Source organism: Cedecea sp. NFIX57 (assembly GCF_900177785.1).
In the GTDB taxonomy this organism is placed as follows: Bacteria; Pseudomonadota; Gammaproteobacteria; order Enterobacterales; family Enterobacteriaceae; genus Cedecea; species Cedecea neteri_C.
Genome location: NZ_FXAS01000002.1, coordinates 174,980 through 200,162, shown reverse-complemented (window position 1 = coordinate 200,162; position 25,183 = coordinate 174,980). Strand labels below are relative to the sequence as shown.

Annotated in this window: 20 protein-coding genes and 2 pseudogenes; 11 read left to right on the top strand and 11 right to left on the bottom strand. The window is 53.9% G+C overall.

The features are described from left to right. Positions 1-63: 63 nt before the first annotated feature. From B9Y90_RS02315 to B9Y90_RS02295, 5 genes are all read left to right on the top strand, one after another. Complete coding sequence (locus B9Y90_RS02315) at positions 64-1,122, top strand: lytic murein transglycosylase (RefSeq protein ID WP_085540128.1); 1,059 nt, start codon at positions 64-66, stop codon at positions 1,120-1,122. Positions 1,123-1,212: 90 nt separating this feature from the next. Then, positions 1,213-1,872 carry a fumarylacetoacetate hydrolase family protein gene (locus B9Y90_RS02310; protein WP_085540087.1) on the top strand — a complete coding sequence of 220 codons (660 nt, stop codon included), beginning with the start codon at positions 1,213-1,215 and terminating at the stop codon, positions 1,870-1,872. 89 nt (positions 1,873-1,961) lie between these two features. Next, positions 1,962-2,408 carry a YcgN family cysteine cluster protein gene (locus B9Y90_RS02305; protein ID WP_008454079.1) on the top strand — a complete coding sequence of 149 codons (447 nt, stop codon included), beginning with the start codon at positions 1,962-1,964 and terminating at the stop codon, positions 2,406-2,408. Positions 2,409-2,817: 409 nt separating this feature from the next. Continuing rightward, positions 2,818-3,681: a pepsin/retropepsin-like aspartic protease family protein gene (locus tag B9Y90_RS02300; RefSeq protein WP_085540086.1), complete on the top strand. Its 864-nt coding sequence runs from the start codon at positions 2,818-2,820 to the stop codon at positions 3,679-3,681. A 160-nt stretch (positions 3,682-3,841) separates the two neighbouring features. After that, the gene (locus B9Y90_RS02295) at positions 3,842-4,081 is read left to right on the top strand and encodes a putative hemolysin (protein WP_085540085.1); all 240 of its coding nucleotides are present in this window, start codon (positions 3,842-3,844) and stop codon (positions 4,079-4,081) included. A 50-nt stretch (positions 4,082-4,131) separates the two neighbouring features. Here the strand turns inward: B9Y90_RS02295 and dsbB are convergent, their stop codons facing one another. Together dsbB and nhaB are read right to left on the bottom strand one after the other, a co-directional pair. Further along, positions 4,132-4,662, bottom strand: coding sequence for a disulfide bond formation protein DsbB (dsbB, locus tag B9Y90_RS02290; RefSeq protein WP_085540084.1), 531 nt, complete (start codon positions 4,660-4,662; stop codon positions 4,132-4,134). Between the two features lie 145 nt (positions 4,663-4,807). Further along, entirely contained in the window at positions 4,808-6,373 is a 1,566-nt protein-coding gene (gene nhaB / locus B9Y90_RS02285) for a sodium/proton antiporter NhaB (RefSeq protein ID WP_085540083.1), read from the bottom strand. A gap of 228 nt (positions 6,374-6,601) precedes the next feature. Between nhaB and fadR the strand changes: the two genes are divergently transcribed. Continuing rightward, positions 6,602-7,321, top strand: coding sequence for a fatty acid metabolism transcriptional regulator FadR (gene fadR, locus B9Y90_RS02280; RefSeq protein ID WP_039303942.1), 720 nt, complete (start codon positions 6,602-6,604; stop codon positions 7,319-7,321). 45 nt (positions 7,322-7,366) lie between these two features. On the opposite strand, the gene B9Y90_RS02275 is transcribed toward fadR, so the two are convergent. After that, positions 7,367-8,899 (bottom strand): SpoVR family protein, encoded by a 1,533-nt coding sequence (locus tag B9Y90_RS02275; protein WP_039296882.1) that lies wholly within the window; start codon positions 8,897-8,899, stop codon positions 7,367-7,369. 325 nt (positions 8,900-9,224) lie between these two features. On the opposite strand from B9Y90_RS02275, the gene B9Y90_RS02270 reads away from it, so the two are divergent. From B9Y90_RS02270 to B9Y90_RS27645, 3 genes and pseudogenes are all read left to right on the top strand, one after another. Then, the gene (locus tag B9Y90_RS02270; protein ID WP_039294400.1) at positions 9,225-10,523 is read left to right on the top strand and encodes a D-amino acid dehydrogenase; all 1,299 of its coding nucleotides are present in this window, start codon (positions 9,225-9,227) and stop codon (positions 10,521-10,523) included. Positions 10,524-10,534: 11 nt separating this feature from the next. Next, the gene (gene dadX, locus B9Y90_RS02265) at positions 10,535-11,605 is read left to right on the top strand and encodes a catabolic alanine racemase DadX (protein ID WP_085540082.1); all 1,071 of its coding nucleotides are present in this window, start codon (positions 10,535-10,537) and stop codon (positions 11,603-11,605) included. A gap of 385 nt (positions 11,606-11,990) precedes the next feature. Beyond that, a pseudogene (locus B9Y90_RS27645) lies at positions 11,991-12,131 on the top strand (hypothetical protein); the annotation flags it as partial. Here B9Y90_RS27645 and B9Y90_RS02260 read toward each other — a convergent pair. Together B9Y90_RS02260 and ldcA are read right to left on the bottom strand one after the other, a co-directional pair. Next, the gene (locus B9Y90_RS02260) at positions 12,063-13,793 is read right to left on the bottom strand and encodes a potassium/proton antiporter (RefSeq protein WP_039296880.1); all 1,731 of its coding nucleotides are present in this window, start codon (positions 13,791-13,793) and stop codon (positions 12,063-12,065) included. The pseudogene B9Y90_RS27645 and the gene B9Y90_RS02260 overlap by 69 nt on opposite strands. Positions 13,794-13,882: 89 nt before the next feature. Further along, positions 13,883-14,794, bottom strand: coding sequence for a muramoyltetrapeptide carboxypeptidase (gene ldcA / locus B9Y90_RS02255; protein WP_085540081.1), 912 nt, complete (start codon positions 14,792-14,794; stop codon positions 13,883-13,885). 95 nt (positions 14,795-14,889) lie between these two features. Between ldcA and emtA the strand changes: the two genes are divergently transcribed. Then, on the top strand, positions 14,890-15,501 hold the full coding sequence (emtA, locus tag B9Y90_RS02250) for a membrane-bound lytic murein transglycosylase EmtA (protein WP_039294392.1): 612 nt from the start codon (positions 14,890-14,892) through the stop codon (positions 15,499-15,501). 1 nt (position 15,502) lies between these two features. Here emtA and ycgR read toward each other — a convergent pair whose 3' ends face one another. Further along, a complete protein-coding gene (gene ycgR / locus B9Y90_RS02245) occupies positions 15,503-16,234 on the bottom strand; it encodes a flagellar brake protein YcgR (protein WP_039294390.1) in 732 nt (243 codons plus the stop codon). A 236-nt stretch (positions 16,235-16,470) separates the two neighbouring features. Here ycgR and B9Y90_RS02240 point away from each other — a divergent pair, with 236 nt between their 5' ends. Continuing rightward, complete coding sequence (locus B9Y90_RS02240; RefSeq protein ID WP_016536859.1) at positions 16,471-16,722, top strand: GlsB/YeaQ/YmgE family stress response membrane protein; 252 nt, start codon at positions 16,471-16,473, stop codon at positions 16,720-16,722. A 64-nt stretch (positions 16,723-16,786) separates the two neighbouring features. Here the strand turns inward: B9Y90_RS02240 and B9Y90_RS02235 are convergent, their stop codons facing one another. From B9Y90_RS02235 to B9Y90_RS02215, 5 genes and pseudogenes are all read right to left on the bottom strand, one after another. After that, the gene (locus B9Y90_RS02235; RefSeq protein ID WP_085540127.1) at positions 16,787-18,964 is read right to left on the bottom strand and encodes a TonB-dependent siderophore receptor; all 2,178 of its coding nucleotides are present in this window, start codon (positions 18,962-18,964) and stop codon (positions 16,787-16,789) included. Between the two features lie 239 nt (positions 18,965-19,203). Further along, positions 19,204-20,955, bottom strand: a pseudogene (treA, locus tag B9Y90_RS02230) (alpha,alpha-trehalase TreA). 205 nt (positions 20,956-21,160) lie between these two features. After that, the gene (locus B9Y90_RS02225) at positions 21,161-22,561 is read right to left on the bottom strand and encodes a DUF6384 family protein (protein ID WP_085540080.1); all 1,401 of its coding nucleotides are present in this window, start codon (positions 22,559-22,561) and stop codon (positions 21,161-21,163) included. Then, on the bottom strand, positions 22,561-23,955 hold the full coding sequence (locus B9Y90_RS02220) for a coiled-coil domain-containing protein (protein WP_085540079.1): 1,395 nt from the start codon (positions 23,953-23,955) through the stop codon (positions 22,561-22,563). The genes B9Y90_RS02225 and B9Y90_RS02220 overlap by 1 nt, the downstream gene beginning before the upstream one ends. A 54-nt stretch (positions 23,956-24,009) precedes the next feature. Continuing rightward, a complete protein-coding gene (locus tag B9Y90_RS02215; protein WP_254902589.1) occupies positions 24,010-25,170 on the bottom strand; it encodes a merozoite surface protein 3b in 1,161 nt (386 codons plus the stop codon). Between the last annotated feature and the right edge of the window lie 13 nt (positions 25,171-25,183).

Below are 25,183 nucleotides of genomic sequence, written 5' to 3'. Positions count from 1 at the left end.
AGGTAAATCTTTTCCATGCATTCACACGGAAAATGTGTGAAACACATTATTGAAGATAAGCCGATGAAAAATGCTGCTTTGCGTTATACCTTCAGCGTCTTAATACTCTCCTGTGGGGCTGGTTATCTCCCCCATGCTGAGGCGGCTCCCACAGCCGCTTCAGATCCTCAAAGCAGCACGCCTAAAACCATCACGCTCGCTGAACAAGGGCGAAATCCCGCTGAATTCCCGGCTTATGTCGAAAAATTAAAATCACAAGCCAGGAAGCAGGGCATCAGCAACGAGACGCTGGCAAAAGCCTTTGCCAATATTCATTTTGTTGATCGGGTTATTCAATCCGATCGCAATCAGTTGGAAAAGAAAATAACACTTGATGACTATTTAACCCGAGTGATCACCCCCGCAAAAATAAAACAGGCACGTAGTCTGGCCAAACAGCATCGAGCAGAGCTGGAAAAGGTCAGCGCCAACAGTGGCGTTCAGAGTCGCTACATCGTCGCCCTGTGGGCAATGGAGAGTAACTTCGGCAAACTGCAGGGCAAAGAAGATGTCATTTCTGCTTTAGCAACGCTCGCTTTTGAGGGGCGCCGTGAAGCATTTTTTACCAACGAACTGATGTCGGCGCTGAAAATCATTCAGCGGGGTGATGTTCGCGCGGCGCAGCTGAAAGGCTCGTGGGCCGGGGCGATGGGGCAAAACCAGTTTATGCCGAGTTCGCTATTGCGCTACGGCAAAGACGGCGACGGTGACGGTAAAATTGATATCTGGAATAACACCCGCGACGTTTTCGCCTCCACGGCAAACTACCTGGCGGTAGAAGGCTGGGAGCGTGGCGGAGCGTGGGGCTATGAGGTGAAACTGCCAGCTGGCTTTAATAGTTCGCTGCTGGGAACAAGTCCGGAGCAGGACAAGTCCGTGGCCCAGTGGAAAAAACTAGGGGTAACACTGCCGAGTGGAACTCATCTCCCTGTCTCCTCAAAAAAGGCCTGGCTGGTGAAGCCAGATGATGGCCTGGCCCGCTCGTTCCTGGTCTATAACAACTTCCGCACCCTGATGCACTGGAACCGCTCTTACTACTTTGCCATTAGCATTGGCAAAATGGCGGATGCTATTGCCCGATAAAGCACGCTTAGAAACACTTCCCCGGTATTCAGCGGGGCGTTTTTTATCTAGTATCAAAGGCAGTTAACACAAACGACACAGAGGAAAGGCATGTATCAACATCATAACTGGCAGGGTGCGCTGCTGGATTTTCCGGTAAACAAGGTAGTCTGTGTTGGCAGCAACTATGCCAAACATATTAAAGAAATGGGCAGTGCGACGCCGGATGAGCCGGTGGTGTTTATCAAGCCTGAAAGCGCGCTGTGTGATATTCGCCAGCCGCTGGCATTGCCGCAGGAATTTGGTTCCGTGCATCATGAAGTTGAGCTGGCTATTCTGATTGGCTCAACCCTCAAGCAGGCAAGCGAAGAGCACGTGCAGAAAGCCATTGCCGGCTATGGCGTTGCGCTGGATCTCACGCTACGCGATCTGCAGGCCAAACTGAAAAAAGCAGGCCAGCCGTGGGAAAAAGCTAAGGGCTTTGATAATTCTTGCCCAATCTCCGGGTTTATTCCGGCAGCGCAGTTTACTCACGATCCGCAAAACACCCCGTTGGAGCTGAAGATTAACGGTGAAATTCGCCAGCAGGGCAATACCGAAGACATGATCCATAAGATCGTGCCGCTCATTGCCTATATGAGCAAATTCTTCACTCTGCGTGCGGGGGATGTGATCCTGACCGGAACACCGGAAGGCGTCGGCCCTCTGCTCAGCGGCGACGAGCTGGAAGTGAGCTTTGCTGGCCACAGCCTGACGACGCGCGTTTTATAAACAATTTGCCGCTTCAGGGCGGCAAAACTTGCATCCGGGTGTCAGACTGTTTATAAGGTGCAGCTTAATTTTCAAATGCAGGAACCGCTATGACACCCACTCCTTTTTGGCAAAGTAAAACTCTCGACGAAATGAGCGACGCCGAGTGGGAATCCCTGTGCGACGGCTGCGGTCAGTGTTGCCTGCATAAGCTGATGGACGAAGACACCGACGAGATTTATTTCACTAACGTCGCGTGTAAGCAGCTCAATATCAAAACCTGTCAGTGCAAGAACTACGCCCGCCGCTTTGAGTACGAGCCGGACTGCATCAAACTCACTCGCGACAATCTGCCGACCTTTGAATGGCTGCCGCACACCTGCGCTTATCGTCTGCTGGCCGAAGGTAAACCGCTGCCGGAATGGCACCCGCTAATCACTGGCTCAAAAGCCGCCATGCACGGCGAACGCATTTCCGTGCGCCATATCGCGGTGAAAGAGTCTGAGGTCCGCGACTGGCAGGATCACATTCTCAACAAGCCCGAATGGGCGGATTGATGCTTTAATTTGAAAGGATACTTGTCCTACTGGTTTTGTGCCTTGGGCGTGAGTGGGGCTTCTTCACTAAAATTGGCGTTCAAAATGCTCATCCTTTCGCCGTTGTTGCCGTTCATCCATTTTCCATAAACGTTGCGCAAAGTATGCCCCATTTGCGTTGCTATAAGTTCGGGTTCACGCCCGCACTCGACAAGCCACTGGTTAACTCCGGTGGCTTTTTTGTTTGTGTTTTGTGGTTATTACGGGCCCACTATCTTAGTAAGTTAAACCCATAGTTTGCCCATGAGTTTTTATTTTCAGGTCGCTGTAACCTACAATCAATATAATTCACTCAGCCCTGCATAAAACCAATGATTGGCAGAACTATTTATTTGAATCTCTTTCTTATGAAAAATATGGAAATTTAATCATGGTGAAATGTCTTCCGTTATTAATGCTTTTTTTCTCTGATGTTTGCATAGCTAGCGCCCCTGCTGATTTCTGGCGGTTGCGATATGATGAGCGAGGACTACCATTGGCAGATGTCCGAATAAATAATAGATTTCATACGTTAATGTTGGATACCGGGAGTGGAGAAGGTTTGCATCTTTATAAACATAACCTGTACACACTGATTGCAAATATCGGACTGAAAATTACTCAGAAAGCCCCCCGTCGGATGATCGATGTATCCGGTGGTGAAAGTACTTCCCCGTCCTGGAATATTCATGAATTAACTATTTCTGATGTGCAGTTCGATGACGTTGAAGCGGTAGAGCTCAAGCCATGGGGCTTCAACCTGGGGGGAGATGTGCCTACAAATGAAGTTATGGGGCTTGGAGTTTTTCACGACCGTCGGGTTTTAATCGACTTTAAAAATCACCGGTTGCAAATGCTGGACTCACTTCCATCGGAAGTTAATAAGTGGTCATCCTACCCGATAAAGCAAACGGAATCAGGCTTACGTGTTACTGCATTCGCCGGAATAACGCCTTTGCATTTGATTGTAGATACTGGTGCCAGCCACTCACTTCTGTTCTCAGACCGACTACCGGCCAACACGCTTTTTTCAGGGTGCAAAACCCTTGAGCCTGAGGCATCGAACTTAGACTGCAGAGTAGCGGAACTCAGTATTACAGATAACGAAGGCAAGACTAGCAACAATCTGGCTATTGTCTCCAGCAGCCCGACTCCCCAAGAAATTGATTTCGACGGTTTGCTGGGAATGAATTTCATGCGGGAACGCCAGGTGATTCTCGATATGATTGAGGGGCGACTTTATATCAATCCTTAGACGCTTAATCCCGGGCGAAAATTTTATCTAGCGGATAATAAGCTCAGCTTTTTGCACGAAACTTCGACTACGAGTATGTAATAAAAAACTGAAGGCACCTTTTGTCTTTCTGCGGCTTTTTTATCTCTCCGGCGTATACTTCACTTTCAGAGGAGGAAAAATGAAAAAACTAACAACTATCATGGGCATATTGCTGCTCAGCGGCTGTGCAACGGCGGAGCGTGAGGCACCGAAGCCGCCGCATAGCGTGGGCATGGCGAACCCGGCTTCGGTTTACTGCCAGGCTAAAGGCGGCAAATCTGTGATGGTGAAAACGCCTGAGGGCGAAAGAAGTGACTGCCTGTTGCCAGGCGGGGAAAGAATTGATGAATGGGCGCTGTACCGGCGCGATCATTCCTGAAAAAAATAACCCACCGACAGGTGGGTTATTACTATCGGGCGTTTGCGAAATTAACGGCCAAACAGATCGCGACGTTTAGGCTTGAAGAACTGAGCAATCAGCACCAGCACCGCAATAATCACGAACACGGCGAAGATCCCGAGCAGCCACTGAACCATATCCAGCGACAGGAATTCCCACTGACGAACGGAGCAGTCACCGCTGGCAACGAAGACCTGCGGCAGCCATTTGTCCAGCGGCAGCCAGCTTGGGAAACGAGCGAAGAAATCGCAGGTCACAAACGGAGAAGGGTGAAGCTGCAGCATGGTGTGCTCCCACGCCAGCTGAACGCCTTTCCCTGCGCTGTACAGCCAGATGGCCAGTGCGCCATAGCGCAGGGGGCTTTTAGGGGCTATCGCGCCCACGATACCGGCACCCATAACGCCAAATAGCGCGCAACGCTCATAAATACACATCACACAAGGTTTCAGCCCCATAACGTGCTGGAACCACAATGCCACCATCTCAAGCGCAAATGCCGTAAAGGCCAAAAGCAGCCAGGCGGTGCGCCCAAGAGAGCATTGGTTTAAATATCGCAACATAATCAGTTTCCCTGCAGCATGCGTAGAATCGGCAGTGTAAACCAATTCCCTTTTTGCGCCAGTAGCGCAGATGAAAATAACGCAGTAATCGGATGTTTATAAGGAAAAAATTTGTAACGGGAAGCGGACTTCCCGTCAAATTGCCTTAGTGCGGTGCAAGCAGCGTATCAGGCGTCATTAGCCAGCCGCTGTCCAGCATCCATTGTGTAGCAGGCGCCAGGGTATATTCCACGCACAGCAGGCCCACAAGGGTCAGCACCAGCGTGTAAGGCAGCGCCATCACAACCATGCGACCATAAGAGAGGCGAATCAACGGCGCCAGGGCCGACGTCAGCAGGAACAGGAACGCCGCCTGGCCATTCGGCGTTGCCACCGAGGGCAGGTTTGTACCGGTATTGATAGCCACCGCCAGCAGTTCGAACTGCTGCATATTGATGGCACCATTCTGCAGCGCGGTTTTCGCCTCGTTGATATAAACGGTGCCGACAAAGACGTTGTCGGAAATCGAGGAGAGCAGGCCGTTAAAGATATAAAACAGCGACAGCTGGGCGTGTGGCGAGGCATCGAGCACGTACTGAATAATCGGGCTGAACAGATGCTGGTCGATGATAACCGCCACGATGGTGAAGAACACGGTCAACAGAGCAGTAAACGGCAGCGCTTCGGTAAAGGCTTTGCCGATAGCATGTTCGTCAGTAACCCCGCACAGGGATGTCGCCAGAATAATCACCGACAGGCCAATCAGGCCGACTTCTGCCAGGTGCAAGGCCAGCGCGATAATCAGCCAGACGCCAATCAGCGCCTGAATCAGCAGTTTCAGCTTGTCCTGCTTCGTCCGCTTCTTCGTGCTTTGGGCATCAAAGTCATACAGGATCCCACGCACTTTTTCTGGCAGCGTTTGCCCGTAGCCGAACACTTTGAAACGTTCCAGCAGAATGCAGGTGAGCAGGCCGCAAATCAGCACCGGTACGGTCACCGGCATCATGCGCAGGAAGAAATCGCCGAAGTGCCACCCCGCGTTTTTAGCAATGATCAGGTTCTGCGGCTCGCCAACCATAGTCATTACGCCCCCCAGCGCGGTACCAACGCCGGCGTGCATCATCAGGCTGCGCAGGAAAGCGCGGAACTGCTCAAGCACCTCGCGGCTGTCGCTCCGAATATGGCTGTCGTCCTGAACGTTGCTGTCATCCTGTGCTTCGGAGGCGACTCGGTGGTAGATGCTGTAGAAGCCCACGGCCACGCTAATAACAACGGCCACCACCGTTAAGGCATCAAGGAAGGCGGAAAGAAACGCGGCGGCAACGCAGAAGGCTAACGACAGCGCAACTTTGGAGCGGATCCCCAGCAGCAGGCGGGTGAAGAGCAGCAGCAGAAGCTGCTTCATGAAATAAATCCCGGCCACCATAAACATCAGCAGCAGCAGCACTTCGAGGTTTGAAGCGATCTCAGCCCGAACATGATCGGGGCTCGTCATGCCAACAAGTACGGCTTCAATAGCCAGCAGGCCGCCCGGCAGAAGCGGATAGCACTTCAGCGCCATTGCTAGCGCAAAGATAAACTCCACCACCAGCATCCAGCCCGCGATAAACGGGCTGACAAACCAAAAGACCAGCGGATTAACCACTAAAAAGAGAAGCAGCGTCAGTTTGTACCAGTCAGGTGATTGACCCAGAAAATTGCGGTACAACGCCCGCCCAAAGGACATTTCCATCGTATAGTTACCATTATCCGTTGTATTATGTTGATGTTTAAAAAGATAACGCTTCAGGGTACTCGTTTGAGGCGCATGCGATCAAGCCGTAGGAAATCCTGAGTTAAGGCATTTATCGTCAAAATTCAACGCCGATCCCGCATTTGCGCGTCGCCCCCGCTATCTGGCGCGCATGGCATCTGGTATGATGAGTCCAATTTGCAAAACCTGAGTAATGGAAATCTTACTATGGTCATTAAGGCGCAGAGCCCAGCGGGTTTCGCGGAAGAGTATATTATAGAAAGTATCTGGAACAGTCGTTTTCCACCGGGTTCCATCCTGCCGGCAGAACGTGAACTTTCAGAACTGATTGGCGTTACGCGTACCACATTACGTGAAGTGCTTCAGCGTCTTGCACGCGACGGCTGGCTGACAATTCAGCACGGGAAGCCAACGCGGGTGAACAATTTCTGGGAAACCTCAGGCTTAAACATTCTGGAAACGCTGGCCCGTCTCGATCATGACAGCGTGCCGCAGCTGATTGATAATCTGCTTTCGGTGCGAACCAATATCTCTACGATATTTATTCGTACGGCGATTCGTCAGTACCCAGATAAAGCACAGGAAGTGCTGGCCACCGCTAACAAAGTTGAAGACCACGCGGACGCCTTTGCCGAACTGGACTACAACATTTTCCGCGGCCTGGCGTTTGCGTCTGGTAACCCGATTTATGGGCTGATCCTGAACGGGATGAAAGGGCTGTACACCCGCATCGGGCGTCACTACTTCTCTAATCCTGAAGCCCGCAGCCTGGCGCTGGGCTTTTACCACCGCCTGGCGGAAATTTGCCAGCAGGGGCTTCACGAGCAGGTCTTTGATACCGTGCGTAACTACGGTCGCGAGAGCGGCGAGATTTGGCACCGTATGCAGAAAAACCTGCCTGGCGATTTGGCGATGCACAGTCGCTAGGCCAGCATAAAAAACGCTTCCCTGGGGAAGCGTTTTTTTTCACTCCTACAGCGGGTTTCGCTGCGGGCAGCGTTCCAACAGTTCCACGCTGCCATCCGCATTTTGCTGCTCCAGCACGACGTCAAAGCCCCACAGGCGATGCACATGCTTGAGCACTTCCCGGCGCCCTTTATCCAGTGGGGCGCGGTTGTGCGGGATGTAGCGCAGCGTCAGCGAACGGTCTCCACGCAAATCCACATCCCAGACCTGAATGTTCGGTTCGAGGTTGCTCAGGTTGTACTGCGCCGACAGCTGGGAACGTATTTCCCGGTAACCCTCTTCGTTATGAATGGCCGAAATTTCCAGGTAATTATTACGGTCATCGTCCAGCACGGTGAACAGGCGGAAGTCGCGCATCAGCTTAGGCGACAGGAACTGGCTGATAAAGCTCTCATCCTTGAAATCACGCATGGCGAAATGCAGCGTTTCCAGCCAGTCTTTGCCGGCAATATCCGGGAACCAGTAGCGGTCTTCTTCGGTCGGCGACTGGCAAATACGTTTGATATCCTGGAACATGGCGAACCCCAGCGCGTAGGGGTTAATACCGTTGTACCACGGGCTGTTATAGGGTGGCTGGAACACCACGTTGGTATGGCTGTGCAAAAACTCCAGCATAAAGCGGTCGCTGACTTTGCCTTCGTCATACAGGTGATTGAGAATGGTGTAATGCCAGAAAGTAGCCCAGCCCTCGTTCATTACCTGGGTCTGTTTTTGCGGATAAAAATACTGGCTCACCTTGCGCACTATACGCAGGATCTCACGCTGCCAGGGCTCCAGCAGCGGGGCATTCTTCTCCATAAAATACAGCAGATTCTCCTGCGGCTCCGAAGGGAAGCGGTGGGCGGATTCTGCGGTTTTTTCCTCTTCCTTACGCGGCAGCGTGCGCCAGAGCGTATTCACCTGGCTTTGCAGATACTCTTCCCGGCTTTTCTGGCGCGCTTTTTCCTCCTGCAGTGATATTTTCTGCGGGCGTTTATAGCGGTCCACGCCGTAGTTCATCAGCGCGTGGCAGGAATCCAGCAGGCGTTCCACCTCATCAACCCCGTAACGCTCCTCACACTGCGTGATGTAGTTTTTAGCGAAAATCAGGTAGTCGATTATCGAGCTGGCATCCGTCCAGCTGCGGAACAGGTAATTGTTTTTAAAGAAAGAGTTGTGCCCATAACAGGCATGCGCAATCACCAGCGCCTGCATGGTGATGGTGTTCTCTTCCATCAAATAGGCAATGCAGGGGTTAGAGTTGATGACGATCTCATACGCCAGCCCTTGCTGCCCGTGTTTGTACAGGCGCTCGGTTTCGATGAATTTTTTGCCGAAAGACCAGTGCGGATAGTTAATTGGCATCCCCACGCTGGAATACGCATCCATCATCTGCTCTGAAGTAATAACCTCAATCTGGTGGGGATAGGTGTCCAGCCGGTAGAGCTTTGCTACCCGGTCAATCTCAGCCAGGTAGATGTCCAGTAGCTCAAACGTCCAGTCGGGTCCGTCACTCAGACGGATGGGATCCTTTGTGGCGAAATCAGTTACGGTAGCCATCAGCGCGCCCTCATTGTTTTCAACTTTCTCTGGATGGAAAGCCTCACTTTCAAGAATAGACAACTCCTGAAAGATAGCGCCGACAAGTAAAATTTTTTCTTCGCGATTTATTGATCTTAATAGCGGGGTTTTCACCCGCCTAACAGCATTTTATTTTGACGAAAATGTTTTCCCGTACAGGAGATGCTAATTATCTCGCTCCAGCGCTGGCGGGCAACTCTGTGAGTTTAGTCACCATAATAAAGCCATATGTTGAATAACATATTCAACTGAGTTATCAATATGTAATCAGAAGATTATTCTTTTAGCTAATTGCGGAGCAGATATGCGTGTTGTGGTGCTGGGAAGTGGTGTCGTCGGCGTGGCGAGCGCCTGGTATTTACGTCAGGCCGGGCATGAAGTCACCGTCATCGATCGCGAATCAGGGCCTGCGCAGGAGACCAGCGCGGCCAACGCCGGGCAAATATCTCCGGGCTATGCCGCGCCCTGGGCTGCACCGGGCGTCCCGTTAAAAGCCATTAAGTGGATGTTCCAGCGCCATGCACCGCTGGCCATTAGTCTCGACGGAACCCAATTCCAGCTGAAGTGGATGTGGCAGATGCTGCGTAACTGCGATACCCGGCATTACATGGAAAACAAAGGCCGCATGGTGCGTCTGGCAGAATACAGCCGCGATTGTCTGAAAGAGCTGCGCCACACTACTGGCATTCAGTATGAAGGCCGACAGGGCGGCACGCTGCAGCTGTTCCGCACCGAGCAGCAGTATGAAAGTGCGGCGAAAGACATCGCCGTATTGAAAGACGCGGGCGTACCGTATGAACTTCTGGAAGCCAGCCAGCTCAATCGTGTTGAGCCCGCGCTGGCGGACGTAGCCCACAAACTGACCGGCGGCCTACGCTTACCGAACGATGAAACCGGTGATTGCCAGCTGTTTACCCAAAACCTGGCGCGGATGGCGGCGGAAGCGGGCGTTGAGTTCCGCTTCAATACGCCGGTTGATCGTCTGCTGTACGACAACCAGCAAATCAGCGGCGTGCAGTGTGGCCAGGAAGTGGTGAAGGGGGATGCCTACGTCGTGGCTTTCGGCTCCTATTCCACCGGCCTGCTCAAGGGTATCGCCGATATTCCTGTCTATCCTTTAAAAGGTTACTCGCTGACAATTCCTATTGCCGACGAGCAGGGCGCCCCGGTTTCTACAATTCTGGATGAGACCTACAAGATCGCTATTACCCGCTTTGACAACCGCATCCGCGTGGGAGGCATGGCGGAAATCGTCGGCTTCAACACTGAACTGCTGCAGCCGCGCCGTGAAACGCTGGAAATGGTTGTCAGGGATCTCTATCCGCGTGGTGGGCACGTAGAGCAGGCAACCTTCTGGACCGGGCTACGCCCGATGACGCCGGACGGGACGCCAATTGTAGGGCGTACGCCGTTCAAGAATCTCTGGCTTAATACCGGACACGGCACGCTAGGCTGGACAATGGCATGCGGTTCGGGCCAGATGCTGAGCGACCTGATCTCCGGGCGTACTCCGGCTATCCCAAGTGAGGATTTAGGCATCGCACGCTACGCGCCTGGCTTCACGCCACTGAGCGCCCGCCACCTTCACGGCGCACATAACTAAAAGGAGCCGTCATGTCCCGTCCTGTGATTGCTTCGCTGGATCTCAGCGCGCTGCGCAACAATCTTGAGGTAGTGCGCAGAGCCGCACCGCATTCACGTGTCTGGTCGGTTGTTAAGGCCAACGCGTACGGCCACGGTCTCGACCGTATCTGGTCGGCGTTAGGCGCGACCGATGGTTTTGCCATGCTGAATCTCGAAGAGGCCATTTTGCTACGTGAGCGCGGCTGGAAAGGGCCGATCCTGATGCTGGAAGGGTTCTTCCATGCCGATGAGCTGGCGCTGTTCGACAAATACCGGCTGACCACCAGCCTGCACAGCAACTGGCAGGTGAAGGCGATAGCCAACGCGAAGCTGAGCGCGCCGCTGGATGTTTATCTCAAAATCAACAGCGGGATGAATCGCCTCGGGTTTACGCCCGATCGCGTGCACGGTATCTGGCAAAAACTTCGCGCGATCCCGAATGTGGGTGAACTGACGCTGATGGCGCATTTTGCTGATGCCGAGCAGCCAGAAGGCATTGTTGAGCCGATGAAGCGCATTGAGCAGGCGGCAGAAGGCCTTGATGCTCCTCGTTCGCTGTCAAACTCGGCGGCTACGCTGTGGCACCCGGAAGCGCACTTTGACTGGGTTCGCCCGGGTATCATCCTTTATGGCGCTTCTCCGAGCGGGCAATGGCAGGATGTCGCCACCAGCGGTATTCAGCCAGTAATGACGTTGAGCAGCGAAATTATCGGCATTCAGAACCTGAAGGCTGGCGATACCGTGGGCTACGGTAGCCGCTACTCCGCCAGCGGCGAGCAGCGAATCGGGATTGTGGCTGGTGGTTATGCGGACGGCTACCCGCGCATTGCGCCAGACGGTACGCCTGTCATGGTGGATGGTGTCATGACCCGCGTGGTAGGGAAAGTATCGATGGATATGATTACCGTAGATCTGACGCCTTGCCCGCAGGCCGGCATCGGCAGCCCGGTTGAGCTGTGGGGTAAAAACGTCAAAATTGACGATGTGGCCAGCGCCGCCGGTACGGTGGGTTATGAGCTGATGTGTGCGTTAGCGCCGCGAGTGCCGGTGGTGGTGAGTTAATACCCCTGTTGGTTTCGGGAGGTCGTTTTGTCGTCACAAATACTGTTCATGAAACGTTGGCGAATATTCCGTTCACTTCCAGTTCTGTTTTATCTGTAGCCCCCGCACCGGTGAACGTCTTAGGGGAGTCACCGTCACTCCCCTAAGAACCCGGACTCCCGGCGAAATAAATCGACCGCTGAAGCGGCAGACCTCCGTTTTATCTCCCAGTCCTGGGTCGGCTGAGATGCGTTCCCGACGCTCTCAGCCTCCGGCCGTTCCCGACGGCCGGACCCTGGCCAGTCGGAGAGAAAACGGAGGCGATTTAAGCCGGAACCAGGCCTCGCTTTACGACTAATATTTCCCTCAGCCACAGCGTCGCTGCTTCTTTTTCCCTCACCTTGATATGGGGGAAACAATGTCTCCCGTAGCGAGTTTTCCCCCTCTCCTTCTGGGAGAGGGCCGGGGTGAGGGGAAACTACTCCTCTTCTTCCTCGGCCACCCGGACACCAATCTTACGCACCAGGTTGTCTTCTTTCTCGGCCACCGTCCAAATCATCCCGGCAAACTCCACCTGGTCGCCAACAACCGGTGCACCGCCAAGCATCCCCAGCACAAAATCGCCTAACGACTGTTGAGTATCCACTTCTTCATCCAGCGTCAGGCCGTAAATGGTTGCCACGTCGGAGAACTGCGCGCTGGCTTCCAGAATAAAGTCGCCAAAGAAACGTTGATCCAAATCCACCGGAGGCGACTGGCTAAACAGTTTCCCAAGTGCAGGAAGATCGCGTTCGCGGCCAATCACGCAAAGCACATCGCCTTCACGCAGGCGAGTGCTGCCTGTCGGATGCAGCAGCACGTTATCGCGGAACAGTGCGGCAATGCGCGTCTCTTCTGGCATATGCAGGTCACGCAGGGCGGCGCCCACACACCATTTCTCTTCGCTTAGCTGGTAGACAAACTGTTCCCACGGATTGTCAGGATGAATATCCAGGCCCACGCGGGAAACGGGCCAGCCGACCGGCGGCACCACGACTTTGGCTTTCTTTGCGGCCCAGCCCAGCGACGTACCCTGGAGCAGTAAAGATACAAGCACGACAAAGAAGGCGACATTGAAGAACAGGCGGGCGTTATCCAGCCCGGCCATCATCGGGAACACTGCCAGGATGATCGGCACTGCACCTCGCAGCCCAACCCAGCTGATAAATACGCGTTCACGAAGATTAAAACCGCGGAATGGCAGCAGACCAGCAAAAATTGACAGCGGACGAGCAAAGAAGATCATCCACGCGGAAAGCAGCAAGGCGGGCACTGCAATCGGCAGCAGATCGGACGGATTCACCAGTAAACCCAGCACCAGGAACATGCCGATTTGCGCCATCCAGGCCAGGCCGTCAAAGGTTTGTAGGATCCCGAAACGGTTGCGGATCGGGCGGTTGCCCATGACAAAGCCGCACAGATAAACAGCCAGAATACCGCTACCGTCCAGCGCCGTGGTCACGCCAAACACCATAATTCCGCCGCTCAGGGCCAGCATCGGGTAAAGTCCGTGGGGGAGGGTTATCCGGTTAATCATTTGCAGCAGCAGATAGCCGCCGCCAAGGCCAAGCGCAATCCCCAGGCCAAATTGCTGAATGATGTGCACGAGGAACAGCCAGCTCAGGCCGGTCTGGTGTTGCTGGATCATCTCAATCAGCGTAATGGTGAGAAACACCGCCATCGGGTCATTGCTGCCCGATTCAATTTCAAGCGTCGCGCCTACGCGTTCGTTAAGGCCTTTCCCACCGAGCAGGGAGAAGACCGCAGCGGCATCGGTCGAACCCACAATGGCGCCAATAAGCAGGCCGTCAATCAGGTTCAGGTTGAACAGCCAGGCGGCGGCAATTCCGGTCAGGCCGGAGGTAATTAACACGCCGACGGTTGCCAGCGAGAGCGCGGGGCCAAGCGCAACGCGAAACGAGCTCGCCTGGGTTCGCATCCCGCCGTCAAGCAGAATCACCGCCAGCGCCAGGTTGCTGATCAGGTAGGCAAAAGGGTAATTATCAAACGGGATACCGCCGAGGCCATCGATCCCGGCCAGCATGCCGATAGCCAAAAAGATAACCAGAATGGGAATGCCCAGACGAGAGGAGAAAGAACTTAATAAGATACTGCAAGTTACCAGAACGGAACCCAAAATAAACAGACTGACAATCGCCCCTGCGTCCAAAATCACTCGTCTCCTTTGTCTATGTTGTCGAATTGTAACATGTCATCTGCTGCCCAAACGCTCAAAAAGGGCGCTTAAATCGGGCTTCTTTAGCGAAGTACCGGGTGTCCACTCAACGTCAGTCGGGAAGTCACGCCGTCGTGGGCCAGCTCGCCAAACGCGCCGAGCGGCAGCGTCACGGTTTGTGGTTCATGTCCAAAAGGCAGGCCGGAAAGGACAGGCACGTTCAGGCGCTGTTGCAGCGTTTTACGCATTTCTTCAAAAGTATATCCTGCATCGTAATCTGTTGTGGTTGTACCGTTAAAACTTCCTAAAATAATTGCTTTCTGGCGTGACAGAATCCCCGCATGGTAAAGCTGCAGCAGCATGCGCTCAACGCGGAAGGGATGTTCATTAATGTCTTCCACAACCAGAATGCCACCGTCTATTTGCGGCAGAAACGGCGTGCCGACCAGAGAGATCAGCATCGCGAGATTGCCGCCCCAAACCGTGCCGCTGGCCTGCATCGCGGGCGCATCGTTTTCCCAACTTAGCGTGAACATCGGTTCGCTGAGCGCCTGCCAAAAGTGGCGCCAGGTGTATTCATCCGTCTCCTCGGCACCAAAATTTCCGGCAAGCATTGGCCCGCTGAAGGTGATGGCCCCGCACTGTGCCAACAGGCCTAGCTGAAAAGCAGTAAAGTCGCTATGGCCGCAGATAATTTGTGGCCGGGCGCGTAGCACGGCACCCAGACGTGAAAAATCAATGTGCTCAAGCAGGCGGCTCACGCCGTAACCCCCGCGCACGGCCAGCACAATGTCCGTTTCCGGCGGTAGCGCCGCCAGCTGATTAAGTTCCGCCAGTCGTTCACTGTCCGTACCGGCAAAACGTTGAAAACGCCTTGTCACTGCCTGCTGATTGACGACCTGATGCCCGTTATCTTCAAGCCGACGAATGCCCCTGGCCGCGGCCTGTTGATTAACGCAGTAGCCGGATGGGGCGATTAAATGAATCAGAGACATGGCATTTCCTTGCTGAATATGAATTGGTTATCATGCCGCTATCGAGAGCGCTTGTCATCGCCGTTATGGCCGGCCACATCAATAAGGATAGAGGCGTGAAATTAAGAGGGTTTATCATTCTGGTGCTTTTTTTGGCCGGTTGCTCCAGCCATTCTCCGCAGCAGCAGGCGCCGTGGGATCCGACCATCCCCACCCAGCGGGCGCTGAACTGGATGCCGCTGACCGAAGTCTCCGGGCAGCAATGGGGCGTTAGCCCAAGGTTGATAACGGCGATCATTGCGGTGGAATCCGGCGGCAACCCGAAGCTGGTTAGCGCTTCTAATGCCATCGGCCTGATGCAAATCAAAGGCTCCACGGCGGGCAAAGAGGTATACCGCAATCAGGGCTTCAGTGGGCAGCCATCGGACAGCGAACTGCGAGATCCGGCACGCAATATCGACATCGGCACAGCGTATTTGAGTATTCTGGAACACGGCATTTTACGGGGGATCAACGACCCGCAGGTGATGCAGTACGCGCTAATCGTTTCTTACGTGAACGGGGCGGGGGCGCTATTAAGAACCTTTGACTCTGACAGGCAGGACGCGATCGACAAGATTAACCGCCTGAGTCCGGATGAGTTCTACCAGCACGTAGCGACTAACCATCCTGCGCCGCAGGCACCGCGCTACCTGTATAAGGTCACGCGGGCCATGAATGCTATTTAAGCTATTTCACACGGTTGGCCCTTTCCCGGGCCGACCGCTCCAGCGAGAAAATAATCTTCTGCAGTTCGCGCTCGACCGCCGGGTTGACGTTTAAGAAACGAAAACTCAGGCGCGGAGTAGAAATGGTCTCATTTTTACTGTCCACCACTTTTCGCTCCGAAACCATCACCAGCTGCATATCAAAATAAAACTTGCCCCATTCCACGAGATCCATCTCTACGCGGCCAAAACGCAGGCCGGGCGCAAGGCCTGGCGGCAATGTGCCATCAACCAGTGCCCCCATTCCGCCGAGAGACAGGTCACAGAGCCGGAAGGCAAACTGAGACCCATCGGCCAGCTCGGTGCGACAATAGTACTGGGGCTGCGTAGGCGCGGTTATACGGAAGTATTCCCGACGCTGAACGAACCACAGCGATGGCGGCAGCGGCGTGGTAAACGCCGGGAGATTTTGATATTCCGTCGCTTTAAGGCCCGGCAGCGAGAATTCGACTTTTGCCCCCTGCGTTTCAGCGATGAAATCAATATCATTGGCCTTCTGCACGGAAAGGTTCTCCTGTGCCTGGCTGCCAAAGTCCAGCACTAAACGCTCCGCCGAAACGTCGAGAATTTTACTGATGAACTGCCCGTTAGACCATTCCAGCCTGACGGGAACCTGCTGTCTGTGTAAATCACGTAACACACCTAATACTGCCAGAGGAGACTGCTTCAGGAACTGATCGTTATAGTGACTCAAGGCTCAAGTCCTTGTTGTGTTTTCAGGTTGTGGTAACGAAGCTTATCGGCAAAACCGCACAAAACTTAATACAAATTTTTGACTATTTTTTCCTGAAAATGGGCATAACCGGGTGAGATTCATCACGTTTTTTTGCAACCGAACTATACTCTTTTTGACAGCAGGTCGCTGGCCGGGGCGCAGAGAGCCTCGGGCGAGCCTGCTAAAGCTCACAATGTAGAAGAGGACGTTCTAAAATGGGTATCCTGGCCTGGATTATTTTTGGTCTTATCGCGGGTGTGGTCGCTAAGTTGATTATGCCTGGCAAAGACGGCGGCGGTATTATCCTCACCTGTATTCTGGGGATCGTGGGCGCGGTTGTCGGCGGCTGGGTGGCGACGGCATTGCACCTTGGCGGACCGGTAACCGGTTTTAACTGGCCAAGTTTCTTTGTGGCGGTGATTGGCGCCATTATTGTGCTGGCTATTTTCAGGATGGTACGACGGTAGAAAGTCATTTATTACAAAAAACGGCCCTGCGGGGCCGTTTTTACGTTTAGCTTTCTGTACAAGTTTAGAAATCGTAGCCCACGGTTGCAATCACGGAACGTTCTGCGCCCCAATAGCAATAGCCTGTCCCGTAGCAGCCCGCCACATAGTCACGGCCCGTCAGGTTGGTGGCATTGAGCTGCACAAACGCGCCTTTCAGCGACGGTGTCCATGCGCCCATATCTGCCCGAACCATGGCATCCAGCAGCGTTACGGAAGGAACACGCAGGGTATTTTCGTTGTCGGCCCATTGTTTGCCGATGTAGCGAATCCCTGCGCCCAGGCTCAGGCCATAATCGGCTTTAAACGTGCTCCACAGGCTCGCCATTTGATTTGGCGTGACGTACGGCGTGTTGCCGTCATTACCGTCAATGGCGTCTTTATAGCGAACCCGGTTGAGGGTGTAGCTGGCAATGGTCGACAGGCGTGGTGTCAACTGAGTGCGGGCTTCCAGCTCCAGCCCCTGGGAATGCACTTTGCCTGCCGGTTCAAAATAGCCGCCCTGAACGTTACGGTTGCCCACATCTTTTTGGGTCAAATCGTAAACGGCAGCGCTATACAGATCGCTGGTGCCAATTGGCTGGTATTTAATCCCGGCCTCGTACTGTTCTGCGGTTGTCGGTTTCAGCAGCTTGCCTTCGGCATCGGAAAGTACCTGCGGCGTGACGGCCTGGCTGTAGCTCACATACGGCGAAATACCGTTATCAAAGGCGTACAGCAGAGATGCGCGGCCGCTAAAGTGGTTGTCGCTGCGGTTGTCCGTCACGTCACTGTCTATCGCCGCCGCCACCAGATGACTTTTGGTGACCAGATGATCGTAGCGGCCAGACAGCGTCATATGCCAGCGGTCCCACTTCATCTCATCCTGCAGATAAGCCCCGGTTTGCTCATACTGGCGTCGGCCTGATTTAACCAAAAGCCCCTGATTAATTGTCGCGTAGCTTGGGTCACGTGGATCGTAATAGTAGTAACCGCCAACGCCGCCAGAAACGCCGGTCCATGGGTTCAGGTTGGTGGTGTAGCCCGTTCCGTCCGTCAAATCGTTGGTGAACCGGTGGTATTCCCCGCCGAGCACCACTTTATGCTGCAGGTCGCCGGTCGCGAAGTCGGCTTCCAACTGGTTGTCGATGGCCCAGGCATCCAGCGAGGAGTTTTCACGGCTGTAGTAGCGCGACAGTTCGTTATGCGCGGTATCTGCCCAGCCAATTTGGTAAGCCTGCCGAAGCGCTACGTTTGAGTGGGTATAGCTGGCGTTTGAGCGGAAAGACCAGACATCGTCGAAGGCGTGTGCAAACTCGTAGCTGTAGATCTGCTGGTGGCGCTTAAAAGCGTCATCCCCCGGCTGTACGTCTGAGAACCCGGTATCCAGCTTGCGTCCCGTGGTGGTGTAAAGACTGCCGTCGCCCGGAACGGAACCGTGGTAGCCGCCGGACGGATCTTTTTCCAGGTAAGCTCTTAGCACCAAAGACGTTGCATCATCCGGCTGCCAAAGCAGGGAGGGCGAAATAGCGTAACGTTCGTCACGCGTGTTTTCATACTGTGTATCGCTATTTTTGGTCAGGCCGGTGATACGGAAGGCCCACTGGTCATTAATCGCGTTGGTGTAATCAAACGCCGTACCGTTGGTATTGTGGTTGCCGAAGATTGCCCGCACGTGGCCTTCTTCAACAAACTGCGGGCGTTTCGAGGTTTCCATCACCAGGCCGCCCGGCACGGTCTGGCCGTAAAGTGCGGAGGAAGGGCCTTTGATGACATCCAGCCGTTCGAGGAACCAGGGATCGACCTGGACCACGTTAAAGCTGCCCGCGTCGCTCATCAGGCGAAGGCCATCAAGGAAGATATTATTCACATCCCCGCCGTGGAAGCCCCGTAACGCGACGGTATCGTAGCGGGTTGCGCCACCGGAGAAGCCGGTGAACACGCCCGGGGTATAGTTCAGCGCGCTGTTAATGGTTTGCGCGCCCTGGTCTTCCATTTGCTGGCGGGTCACGACGGAAATGCTTTGCCCGGTGGTAATCAGCGGCTCGTCGGTTTTGGTCGCACCACGGGTTGTGGTGGCGGTATAGCCAAGCGTAGGAGAGGTTGCGGTGTCAGCAGGTTTGGCGGTCACAACCAGGGTTTCTTCAGCCGATGAAGAAAAAGGGGCGATGAGCGCCAGCGCGCAGAGTAAAGCGGAGCGCTTGACGGTAAAAACCTTTATCATTTTTTTGTCCGGAAGTATTGAGGTCATCATCCTGATGGAAATCCTCCGCCGGCATGCGACGGGAAAACGCGGTTTAAATGCGATTTCGAATGCGAATTGTTATCGTTATTTTTTGTGAGTGCAAGGTATGTGATGTTTTTTAATGCATGAAAACCCATGAAATAACGGATGATTTCATGGGCTTGTTGTTTTAAATGAGATGATTAAGCGGCAATAATGCCGTGGTCAGTGCGGGCAGGTTACGGCGCTGGCTTGCTCGAGGCAGGCGACGTCTCCATTTTATCTGCAGCAGTTTTGACCGTTTCCGTCACCGGGCCTGGCGTGGCTGAAGGCAGTTTATCCGGCGCGTTGTCGCAGGGTTTGTCTTTCGGGCAAAGCAAATCCAGCATTTTCAGCGTGACGCCGTTGGTCCAGCCGAAGCCATCCTGTAGCGGATATTCACCGCCGCCACCGCCCGTGCCACCGGTGGTCACATCGTATTTTTCAACCAGCTTTTGCTCTTTGTTGTAGAGATTCTGCACCGTGCTCAGGAAGCGGAAACTGACTTCCAGCGCGAGGTCGTTATGCCCGTAATTTTGCAGACCTTCGGTGGCGACCCATTGCAGCGGCGCCCAACCGTTTGGAGTATCCCATTGCTGAGTCGTTTTTACGCTAGTGGTGGCAAGTCCACCCGCGCTGAGCAGATGCTGGCGGGTGGCTTTCGCCATCTTATCCGCTCTGTCTTGCGAAGCGGCATGAACATAGAGCGGGAACAGGGCGGCGGCGGTTAGCTGGTTTCGAACCGCGTTGCTTTTCAGATCGTAATCCGCGTACCAGCCTTCTTTGGCGTTCCACAGGTTTTGCTCAATCGCTTTTTGGCGATCAATCGCTGCCTGCTTATAGCGTTGTGCTGCGGCGCTATCTTTTGCCAGCTCGCTGGCGTGCGCCAGAGTTTTTTCAAGCTGATAGAGCAGCGCATTTAGGTCCACAGGAACAATGCTTGTGGTACGGATGGTGCCCAGCTGGGCTGGATTATCCATCCAGCGGGAGCTGAAGTCCCAGCCGGAAGCGGCGGCGGCCCGCAGATCGCGATAAATATCCGTGGCCGCACGCGACGGCGTATTTTTCGCAGTAGTGACGTCGTCGAGGTAAGACTCGGTTCGCGGCGTGTCTTTCTCATCCCAGTAACGGTTGAGCAGGGCACCATTCTTGAGTTTCACCACGCGGGCATGGGATTCACCCGGTTTGAGGGCGTCGCTGCCTTCCATCCACCAGTTGTACTCCTGCTTCAACTGCGGGAAATAAGTTGTGTAAACGCTATCGCCTTTATTCTGCGCCAGCAGTTCCACCATCATAGCGAAGAACGGTGGTTGCGAACGGCCCAGATAGTAGCTGCGGTTCCCGTTGGGGATGTAACCCCAGGTATCGATTTCGTGCGCAAAGTTGTCCACCATATTTTGCACGTCATCCCAGCGTCCACTTTCCGCCAGCCCCAGCAGGGTGAAGTAACTGTCCCAATAGTAAAGCTCGTGGAAGCGCCCGCCGGGCACAACATAGGGTTTTGGCAACGGGAGAAGCGGGTCCCATTTGTTGTCGCTGTTCGCGGTACGAGTCAATTCTGGCCAGAGCCCGTTGATATGCTCCCGCAGGCTTTCTCCTTCCGGCGGCACAGGCTTTTTGTCTTCCTTCGGCAGGATAAAATTCACATCAACAAAATGGCGTAAGTCGAACCCGGAGAGTCGACGCTGCATACGGTAGTCCGCAAGGATCATCAGCGGGTCGCCTTTGGGCACGGCATCCGCAAAGGTTTTCTGGTCTGGGAACAGCTTCGCCGTTTGAACATCAATAAACAAAGGCCCAAAAAGCTCATCGGGCGATTGAGGCTCGTGTGGACGTGGGGTTTCTGTTTCCTAGGCTGCAAATGAAGCAAGCGGCGTGAGGCCAAATACGGCACCGGCCATCTGGGCCGCAAAGCAAAGCGCATAAGGCCGGCGCAAAACGGTTTTTATCATCATTTCTTCTCCATCGATGGGACGCAACGCACTACGTTGCGATCAACTCCCTGAAAACCTTAGTTGAATTTTCTGAATTTCGAGCACCGTTGAAGATAAAAAGAGAAAAACCGGATTATTTACCCCATAAAAAAGCCCCACAGAGCGGGGCTGAAGTATCGTGTAACATTCACTGTCTAAAAAAATGCTGGCTCAGGTTTCATCATTACCAGCTCAGAATCCGCCCGCTCATGACCGGGCGCTGATAACGAACGGTAAGTTGATTGGCTGGCTTATTACCGACGATGTAGTTATCGATATGCCCATCTTCCTGCTTGTCTTTTTTGAGCTTTTCAAACTCGGCCTGGGAGATTCGAATTCCGAAGGTGGTTGTCTTGCGTTCCCGCCCGGTTTCACTGTCTTTGACCCACACCGCCTGCGGCACGCCGCGGCTGTTTATCGCTTCTGTTATCAGGTACCAGCTGCGGCCGCCTGATTCATCGTAAGTTCTCTCCACACCCGATTTTTCACCGATGCGATCCACAACGATGAACGTCAGAGGTTCCACCACATAGGCATACATTTCATCGATTCGGTTGATGGACTCTATCCATTCTGGCGGTGGAATAATCTCCGTATAGCCGCGTGCGGCTAAGCTACGCTCTAGCCCAGCGACGAAATCGCTGAGTGTTTTCCTGTCGCCACTGGAAAGGGGAAGCCCGAGAAGCTTATTCTTCTTTTCCGCAAAAATTTTCATTCGCTCAATGCGAGTTTTTTGCTGCTCAACGGCGGTGCTGACCGTTGCCACAGTGGCCTCCACCGTCGGGCTATTCTGCAAGATAGCCTGTTTCGCCGCCTCGAATTTGGCTGAAACGTCAGAGGACTGGCTGAGGAATGTCGCGAACTGTGGATCAGCGGTAATCTCCTGCAGCGCGCCGTCAGCCTGCAGCAGACGAGGTACGTCGACGATGAGATTATTGGTATATTCCAGGCGATCTCTTTGTTTGTCGTTCAGCGCTGTAAGCGCTTGGAGCTGTTCCTCGCGCTCAGTACGGGAACCCGCCATCACCAAGTTTTGTGGCTGCTGATGCGAAAACTGCTCCAACATGCCGTTGACCTTATCCTCAACCTCGGCTAACGGTTTCGTGGCCCAGACAAGTGCCGCCTTATTGGCAACATCCAGCGTCCCCTTTATGTAGTGGGCAATCCCCGTCAGGTCCTGGCTTCTCTTTATCTGCAGCGCAATATTGTCGCTCAACGCTACCTGCTGCTTATGGGCGTCATAAAGACGATAGCCGGTAAACAGGGCGCCGCACAACACCAGCACGGCCAGTCCTTTTAACCACTTCGGGCTGGTCAGGTACAGGTTTGCGCCCAGCCGCTGGCTGAGGGTTAGCGACGGTGACTGATAGCTCAGACGGTGTGTGAACCAGTTTTTCACACCTTCTTCAATCAGCTCGTCACTCACAACAGTGCCCGATTTCTGGTAGTAATCGCGTATGCGTTGGCTGATTTTCTGCCTTAATAACGGCAGGTCTAAATGCTCGTCAACGGCAATTTGCTGGGCATGCAGTGTGTCGATGATAGCCATCGCCCCAAGCTGATCGCTGAGTTTTATCTTATCCATCAGAAACTGTCCGTGGTCCGGTAACTGCCGCCACCGGTTGAAGAAGAAGAGCTAAAACCCCTGCCGGACGAACTTGTGCTGGAGCCTCTACCGGAGGATGAACTGGATGTCCACATCGAGCTGGAAGCGGGGCGTCGGGCGCTGCTATAGCTGCTGGTGACTGCGGGCTTCGGCCGCTTACGAGAGGCCGCAGAGATTTTAGCCATGATATCTTTCAGGCTTTGTTCGCCGTTCATATAGCGCTTGATCTGTTTTTCCTCGCTATCAAGCAGGCCCCATTTAAACTCCAGGTCGGGATCGTTAAAGCCATGCTGATGGAAAGCGCTCTCCAGGGATTCAGCCCGGCCAAGATCGTTCCTTGCACTCTCCTGGTCGGTTTGCGCGGCGGCAATACGGCCAACGAGGCTTGTTTCCTGAGGAATGAGGGTGCGTATTCTTTCCAGCATAATATCGTCATCCGGCGAGGCAGTACGCGCCACCAGTTCGCTGAGCTTCTGCTGGGGAAGACGCGACATCTGCTCCGACAGTCTGCGCATAATACGCTGAAAACTTTCACCTTCTCCGTTGGCATATTCCTGTATTTTCAACTGCAGCTGGCTAACCTTTTGTTGGCTGACTGTCAGATTGGCTTCCAGGGCTTCAAGCCGCTGATACAACTCGGGCAGTCCTACATTTTTTTCTACGCGGCTAACAAAACCTTTGAAGTGCTCGTCCCGCGCAGCCGCCAACTGGCGCAGCGTTTGCAGTTTGGTTTCGGAGGCAGTCTGTAGCGCAAAAAGCATATGGTAATTAGCAACGTTTTCGTTAAAGCGGCAGAGTCCGGCAATCCAGCTGTCGAGGTTACGCCGAAGGCGCCAGGCGCGATATTTCTCGGTGCCGTAGCCTTTGCTCAGCAAATAACTAAACAATTTCTGTTGGTCGTAAACCGCCGTTTTCTGCGCGACCTCAACGTCAAGTTCGGCGTGAAGTGCGGTTTCTTTCTCTAATTCTGCGGTGAAGCTCTCTTTCTCTGTTCGAGCCTGCTCAGCTAGCGGATCTGCGGCCAGCTGCTTTTCTCGCTCGGCTTCTTGCTGGTCGACTTGTTCATCCAAGGTTACCAGAGCCCGTTGATGCTGCTGGAAACGTTGTTCTTCGGCCGTGAGCTGCTGGCGAGTGAGGTCAATTTCCTTGTTTAGCTGCTGCAGCAAGACTTGAATGTTCTGCTCGTCCACATCCACGGATGAGGATTCCTGCAGCAGCAACGTCGCCATTTTTTGGTAAAGAGAGGCGATCTGCTGCTGCAACGAGAGCTGCTGGCCGCGCAGATCGGCCACAGAGGCTTCGACAGATGAGAGCTGTAAACGCTGGCTGGCGGTATTTTGCGCCAGCGTTCGTGCCAGTTTATAGGCTTCCATTTAACTCAGGTTCTCCGTGAATCACGTCGGAATAGGGGCGTTGAAACGCCGGGATCAGCGCGTCAGTTCTGCTTTATTGACAATGCTGGTGAAGCGGCGCTTCCCGTCTTCCACCACCGCCGCCAGCTCTTCAGCATTTTTCGTGGCTTCGCCGCGCAGTTCCTCAATCATTTTGTAGCTGGATTCCTGGAAACTGACGATGGCGTTCACCAGAGAACGCAGTGATTCTGCTTTGATGGTTGATCCGTAACCAGCCCGAAGTCCTGCTTCCAGCTGTTTGGTGCCGTTGGAAGCAATAGTGTTAAGCCCGTCGTTGATGCCAGCCTTCATTGCTTCCAGCGTTTTGGTACTTTCGTCCAGGCCTTGCAGCGAGGTCATTGAAGCGGAAAGCGCGGTAAAGACGATTTCGTTCGTGGCAAAGAAGGTCACGCCCTGGCGGTAAACGCGCTCTTTAATGGCGTTAGTTTGCTGCAGTCGGGCAAATACCGCTTCCGCCGCGTTGTAGGCGATAAGCAGGTTGTCGGTAAGGTCCTTGACGATTTGATAGCGCTCATCTTCTTTTTGCATCGCGCGGAGGGCTTCATCCCGGACCAATTCGCGGCGTGAGCGTTCTGCACCGTCAGCGGTATCGTTACTGTCAGCGGCGGTCTGAGCGCTCAGCAGCGTCTGACGGCATTGTTCTACACGTTGCTCTGCCATGGTCATAAGCGCCATGGCATCCACATGAGCTTCTTTCAGGCCAAAACGGAAATCCTGATAGGCGTCGAGAATAACTTTCTCGCGGGAGATTTGGTCATCGGAGGCTTTCGCCACCTCGAGCCAGGTCTTTTTGATAGCGTTGAATCGATCCGGAATGGAGCCACGACGGAGGGTCATCCAACCGGATTTAATGCGCTCCATCAGGTCAAGTTTTCCGTCGTCAAGCCAGCCCACCATTTGGGTTGCATCCTGGCGGATAGAGTCGAAAGCGGCGACGATTTTTGTCTGGCGGTTGGCAACATCCATGCTTGAAATATTGTCGCGCACGACGGCATTAAATGCGCTTTGCTGCTGCAATGTTCTGCCGATAGCGATAACGCGATCGGTATCAAGGTCCGCAATCGCGTCCAGCAGCACCAGCACCGGTGTTTCGGCTTCTGGTGCGGGCATGATGCCCAGTTTCTGTAATTTTTGTATGGCCCGGTTGGTATAGCTGGCTACGGCAGATGCCATCATCGCTTCCTTTGTT